Raw genomic sequence first — 7,188 nt, 5'->3', positions numbered from 1 at the left:
TATGGGAGATGCTTCGACTCCGCAAGCTCCGCTCAGCATGACGTTTCAATAACTGTCATTACCTTTCTGTAAATGTCAAACTTTAAAAACTACCAATGACAGAAATGTGCGTCACTCTGACGAAGGGAAAGCCTGCCCCGATGCTTTCGGGGGGTCTCCTATCATATGGGAGATGCTTCGACTCCGCAAGCTCCGCTCAGCATGACGTTTCAATAACTGTCATTACCTTTCTTTAAATGCAAAATTTTAAAATATCAGGATGACGCGACACATAAGATGTTATCTCTAATCTTAAAATTTGTAGCTTATAATTTTAAAATCCGTATTTTAATAAGTATCACCTTAATTTCATCACCTAGCTTGATTCGTTTCGTTCTCGTATTTATTTATCTTTTGATAATTTCTGCTTGTACCAAAAAACAGGAAGGTGTTTTGCTTTTCGAATTGATGGACAAGTCTTGGACGGGCATTGATTTCAGGAATGATCTGGTTTATGATGAAAAATTTAATCCCTACACCTTCCGAAATTTTTATAATGGGGCTGGGGTAGCACTGGGAGATATCAATAATGATGGTCTGGTGGATATTTTTTTGGCAGGCAACCAAAGTGAGAACAAGCTTTATCTCAATAAGGGAAATTTCCAATTTGAAGATATTACCGAAAAAGCTGGCCTTGCTGTGCCGGGGATTTGGTCCACTGGAGTTTCCATGGCGGATGTCAATGGAAATGGGCTCTTGGATATTTATATCTGCAAGTCCGGACCTCTAGGTGGAGAGGAGAGACATAATTCACTTTATATCAATAATGGTGATTTGACTTTTACTGAAATGGCCAAGGCATACGGAATTGCAGATGAGGGACTTTCCCAGCATGCGGTATTTTTTGATTTTGACAGGGATGGAGACTTGGATATGTACCTTTTGAATAATTCCGCCCGGTCTGTGGGGATCAATGACCTTCGAGTAGGGCAAAGAGATGTCAGAGATACACTTGGAGGGAATAAGTTATACAGAAACGATGGTGGTCAATTCATAGACATCAGTGAAGAGGCCGGAATCTACGGTTCAGCGATAGGTTATGGCCTAGGAGTAACCGTAGCTGATCTTAACAGAGATGGATGGCCTGACCTGTATGTTTCCAACGATTTTTTTGAAAAAGACTATCTCTATATCAATAATGGAGATGGGACCTTTACCGAAGCCTTGGAGGAAATGATTACAGAAATCAGTATGGGATCTATGGGCGCCGATATTGCTGACCTGAACAATGATGGTTGGCAGGATATTTTTGTCACTGAGATGTTACCGGCAACTTTGGACAGGGTAAAAACCAAGACGCCTTTTGAAGATTGGGATAAGTACCAAGCCAATGTGAGGGCCGGATATTTTCATCAATTTACCCGCAACACCCTTCAAAGGAATTTGGGTTTTCAGCCTGGCACCCAACTACCGCACTTCATAGATGTTTCAAGACAAGCTGGTGTTCATGCGACAGATTGGTCCTGGGGCGCCTTGATTTTTGATGCGGACAATGATGGCTTAAAGGATATTTTTGTTGCCAACGGAATTGTTAAAGACCTTACAGATTTTGATTATGTCGATTATTATGTCAATAATCAAAACCTGATTGGTCAGCTGAAAAGGGATTCCATTTTGCTGACAAGCATGATTGATCAGTTTCCTTCCCATCCTTTAAGAAACTACTTGTTTAAAAACTTTGGGGATTATCAGTTTGAAGATATAGCTGAACCAGCAGGGATGTATCAGCTTAGCTTTTCCACCGGGGCAGCATATGCTGACCTGAACAATGATGGTGCCTTGGACTTGGTGGTAAACAATCTTGATGGGGAGGTTTTTATTTTTAAGAATAACAGCAGGGAAATTAATGGCAATAACTATTTGCAACTGGCCCTTTCCGGTCAGTTTGGTACTCAGGTAAGCCTTTACAAGGGTGGAAACCTTTTTTATCAGGAACATAATCCTGTCAAAGGCTACATGTCTTCTGTTGACCATCGCTTGCATTTTGGTCTGGGAAAAATAGAAAAATTAGATTCCATGGAGGTGCTATGGCCAAATGGAGGGTTGACTGTGCTTTATGAAGTAGCAACCAATCAATTGCTAACCTTGGATCCTAAAAGCGCCACTAAGCCATTTGTCCAAGGGGAAATTCCCAAGTTTACCTTACTTCAGGCCTCCCAAACTGAGTTTCCCTGGAAGCATGAGGAAAGCGTCTTTATTGATTTTGACCGGGATCGCCTGCGCTTCCATATGATTTCCAATGAGGGTCCCAGAATGGCCTTAGCGGATGTCAATGGGGATGGTTGGGATGATGTTTTTTTTCCGGGAGCTAGGGGCCAAGCTTCGGTAATCCTAATTCAGCAGGCTGATGGATCCTTTAAAACGCATCAAATCTTAGAGGAGGATCAACTGGCCGAAGACGTGGGGGGGTTGTTTTTTGATGCCAATGGAAATGGACATGTAGACCTTTATGTTCTGAGTGGAAGCTTGGAATTTGGTAACCGAAATCCCAATTATCAGGACAGGTTATACCTGAATGATGGAAAAGGAAATTTCATCAAGACGCAAGGGCATTTGCCTAATAGGTTTGAAAGCTCCTCTTTTGTCAAGGCTTTTGACCACAATGGCGACGGGGCTTTAGACCTTTTGGTAGGAACCCGTACCATTCCGTTTGCCTATGGTATCCCTGGAGATGTGATTCTTTTGGAAAACCAAGGAGATGGTCGGTTTTTGGATAAAACTGATGCCCTTGCTCCAGCCCTCAAAAATCTTGGAATGAGTACCGATGCATGGATAGGGGACTTGGACGGTGACGGAGATGCAGAACTGTTGGTCGTGGGAGAGTGGATGCCTATTAAGGTATTTAAGAAAATCGATGACATTTATCAGGACCAAAGTGATGCATTTGGATTTACACAAACTGGAGGCCTTTGGAACAGGTTATTGGTAGAAGACTTAACAGGCGATGGCTTACCGGATATTTTGATAGGTAATATGGGCAAAAACAGTAGGCTAAAGGCTTCCCCAGAAAAACCCATGAAATTACACATCAACGATTTCGATCAAAATGGAAGCGTCGAACAGATTCTGACCTTATATGAAGGGGATCAGGATTATCCTTTACTGTTGAAACAGACCCTGCTTAAGCAATTGCCAAGCCTTAGAAAAATCCTTTTGACCTATGATGTTTATAAAGACAAACGCATGGAAGACTTGTTTTCCAAGGAAGTTTTAAGCCGGAATTTGGTATTAGAAGTACATGAACTGGAGACTTCCCTGTTTGTCAATCAGGGAAATGGTATCTTTGCAAAAAAAGAGCTTCCCAGCGAAATTCAGAGCAGTCCTGTGTATGCGATTGAGGTTTTGGAAGATAGAGTAGGTAATATTCATTTGTTCGCAGGGGGAAATCAAAGTAAAATCAAACCGGAAATTGGTATCAATATGGGAAGTTATGGTTGGCATGTGGTAATTGATGATTCTGGACTTATGGAAATAATTAAGCCCTCCGATTCCGGGTTCTTTTTGAAAGGAGAAATTAGGGATATCCAAGTCTTGAATTCCAAAGATGGACAAGTAATTTTGGTTGCGAAGAACAACGATTTTCCGCAGTTGTTCCATTTATCTGGGAAGAAATAAAGGGATTATGATATTGAAAAATATTACCATAAATAAAATGAAGTACAAAGTGTTGATTTTCGGATTGATGGCTCTGGCATTATCCTGCCAGCCCAAGACTGAATATGATAAGTTGAAAGAAAGGGAGTTGGCATCCGGTAGAGTTGTAGAGGATTTATTTCTGGATTTGAGGTTTGGTATGGGACGAAAAGAGTTTTTTGCTACCTGTTGGGAGCATAATAAAAATGGCATCTTGACCAATGGAGCCCATTATCTGCAAATTGAGTATAAGCCCGAAGTACCATCCGGGAAAAGTGTTCGGATGAATTTTTATCCACAGTTTGACGACAATCACTTATATTTTATGCCAATGGAGTTTCAATATGACTCTTGGTTTCCCGGTAATGAGAATTTCACGAATGACAAACTTTTGGTGGATGTGTTGGGCCTCTTGAAGGAATGGTATGGAGAGGATTTCCTGGAGGTGAGTAACAAAAGCAAAACGGTAAAGGCATTTGTGCGGATTGACGGCAATAGGTGGATCAGGGTATTTATCAAGGACATGACCACAGTGCGGGTAGAAATGCTGGACCTGAGGATAAAGGACATTGCAGATATGACCAATAATAGAGATGAGGCTTAAATCGGGATTTGTTATAACAGGGCTCCTTTTGGGCTTATTTACCCTTTGTAAAGAAAAGGATCAGGATGAAGGTGATTTTCTTTTTGAAAGGATCAGCGCTTCTCATTCTGGTATAGATTTTCGAAACGACCTGAGTTTTGATGAGAAGTTTAACATCTTTACCTACAGGAATTTTTACAATGGTGGAGGAGTGGCCTTAGGAGATGTGAACAATGATGGTATGATTGACATCTACCTGACCTCCAATCAGGGGGAAAACAAGCTCTATTTGAATGAGGGTGATTTTAAATTTCGAGATGTTACTGCTGAAGCAGGTGTGGCTGGAACGCGTGCCTGGAGTACAGGAGTAGCCATGGCCGATGTGAATGGCGACGGATTGCTGGATATTTATGTTTGCAACTCCGGTGATATCAAAGGGGACAATAAGCAGAATGAACTGTTTATCAACAATGGGGATGGCACCTTTACAGAAATGGCGGAAGCTTATGGTTTGGCTGACCAAGGTTACTCCACCCATGCCGTCTTTTTTGATTATGATAATGATGGCGACCTTGATGTGTATCTTTTGAACAATAGCTATCAGGCCATTGGCAGCTTCAATAAGATGCAGAATGAAAGGCCAAGAAGAGACCCTGTGGGTGGTGATAAATTATTTAGGAATGATGGGGATACATTTACAGATGTGTCCGAAGAAGCTGGGATTTATGGTTCTATTATTGGTTTTGGTCTGGGTATCACCATTGGGGATGTGAACAGGGACGGTTGGATGGACATCTTTATTTCTAATGATTTTTTTGAGCGCGATTACCTGTACATCAACAATCAGGACGGTACATTTACAGAGCAATTGACAGATTATATGCGCTCCACTTCTGCAGCTTCCATGGGGGCGGATATTGCAGACATTAATAATAATGGGTATTTGGATATTTTCGTTACGGAAATGCTCCCTGAACCTTCCCAACGCCTCAAACAAATTACCACCTTTGAAAGCTGGGATAAATTTCAATTCAATGTGACCCATGGTTACCATTACCAATATACCCGTAACATGTTGCATGTCAATAATGGAGATGGGACTTTTTCCGACATGGGTAGATTGGCCAATGTGGAGGCCACAGATTGGAGTTGGGCAGCGCTTATGTTCGATATGGACAATGATGGCCTGAAAGACATTTTTGTGGCCAATGGAATTTATCAGGACCTTACTGATTTGGATTACCTCAACTTCATTGATAATGATGAAACCAAAAGAGCCATTATATCCCAGGACGGCGTCGATTACCGCAAGTTAATTGATCCCATGCCAATCAATCCTGTATCCAATTATGCCTACAAAAACAAAGGCGACTTGGTGTTTGAGAATGTCATTCACCAATGGGGGATGGGAGATCCCATCCATTCCAACGGGTCGGCTTATGGAGACCTGAACAATGATGGGGCTTTGGATTTGGTGATCAATAATGTCAATGCAGAGGTATTCATTTTCAAAAACAGAAGCAGGGAGTTATTACCCGATCATAATTTCTTGAAAATTGAATTAAAGGGTAAGGACTTCAATACTTCAGCCATTGGTGCTCAGGTCCGTTTGGTGCTGGGTGATGAGGTTTTGTATCAGGAACATATGCCCAATAGAGGCTTTCAGTCTTCTGTAGATTACCGCTTGAATTTTGGTTTGGGGAAAAAGGACTTGGTTGATGAAATTCAGGTCAGCTGGCCGGATGGAAAGATTAGCCTTTTGCAGGATGTCCAGGCCAACCAGATGTTGACCTTGAGTTGGGAAGAGGCCAGTGATGCTCCGGAAGGATTTGTCTTCTTTGAGGAGCCTGATGGGCAATTTTTCGAACTGGCAGCTGCTGAAAAGATTTTAGATTTTACACATAAAGAAAATTCATTCGTGGATTTTGATAGAGACAGGTTAACCTATCATAAGCTCTCCACGGAGGGCCCTAAAGCCATCTGGGGGGATGTCAATGGGGATGGATTGGCCGATGTTTATTTGGGTGGAGCCAAAGGAACCCCAGGAGAATTATTTCTTCAGCAGTCCAATGGAACATTTAAAAAGTCTGATCAGGAGTCCTTTTTTCCAGACAGATTTTCGGAAGACACCCATGGGGTTTTCCATGATTTCAATAGTGATGGTCATTTGGATTTATTTGTCACTTCAGGAGGGAATGAATCCGGATTTGGAGCCTTAGATCTTTCAGACCGGCTTTATCTCAATGATGGGAAAGGAAATTTCACCAAAGCTGACAACAGTGGATTAAACAACTTCAAAAATTCCAATTCGGTAGTGCGTTTGATAGACGTTGATGGAGATGGCATATTGGATCTTTTTGTGGGATCGAGGGTTGTCCCTTTCCTTTATGGGGTTAATCCAAGTTCACAAGTGCTGATTTCAGACGGAAAGGGCAGGTTTAGGGATGAAACGGAAAAATTTGCACCTGCACTAAAAGAATTGGGCATGGTTACTGATGCTGCTGTGGTAGATTATGATGGAGATGGAAAAGAGGATTTGGTGGTGGTTGGGGAATGGATGGCACCCGTCTTTTTCAGAAATACGGGTGCTGGGCTTGAAAAGATTGAAATGCCGGAAATGGAGCAGTTCAGGGGATGGTACCAGGCTATAGCCATTGGAGATTTTAATGGGGACGGCAAGCCAGATTTTGTACTGGGGAATCATGGGTTGAATACCCGCTTTAAAGCCACACAAGAGCGCCCGATAAGGATGTTTGTAAATGATTTTGATCAAAATGGTTCTGTAGAGCATTTGTTTGTACAGAAAGAAGGTGGCAGACACGTGCCTTTCACCTTAAAGCATCAATTGGAACAGCAAGTACCTTCAATCAAGAAGCGATTTCTAAAGTACGCCGCTTATAACGATAAGTTTTTGGAAGATATTTTTACTCCTC

At 42.0% G+C, this 7,188-nt stretch carries 3 protein-coding genes; all 3 read left to right on the top strand.

Annotated elements, in window-relative coordinates; translation table 11 throughout:
* The first annotated feature begins 432 nt into the window (after positions 1 to 432).
* Positions 433 to 3,654, top strand: coding sequence for a VCBS repeat-containing protein (locus QZT73_RS03185; RefSeq protein ID WP_291778294.1), 3,222 nt, complete (start codon positions 433 to 435; stop codon positions 3,652 to 3,654).
* A 37-nt stretch (positions 3,655 to 3,691) separates the two neighbouring features.
* A complete protein-coding gene (locus tag QZT73_RS03180; protein WP_291778291.1) occupies positions 3,692 to 4,276 on the top strand; it encodes a hypothetical protein in 585 nt (194 codons plus the stop codon).
* Positions 4,266 to 7,188, top strand: a 2,923-nt coding sequence (locus QZT73_RS03175) for a VCBS repeat-containing protein (RefSeq protein ID WP_291786589.1), incomplete at its 3' end; no start/stop codon positions are given. The genes QZT73_RS03180 and QZT73_RS03175, both read left to right, overlap by 11 nt.

Source organism: Cecembia sp. (assembly GCF_007126775.1).
In the GTDB taxonomy this organism is placed as follows: domain Bacteria; phylum Bacteroidota; class Bacteroidia; order Cytophagales; family Cyclobacteriaceae; genus Cecembia.
Note: the sequence above shows the minus strand (reverse complement) of the source record. Positions and strands in the feature narration are given on the sequence as shown.

What these genes read in the sequence shown, in the direction of transcription:
- QZT73_RS03180 (WP_291778291.1), top strand. Translation starts at nt 3,692, where the DNA reads ATGAAGTACAAAGTGTTGATTTTCGGATTGATGGCTCTGGCATTATCC.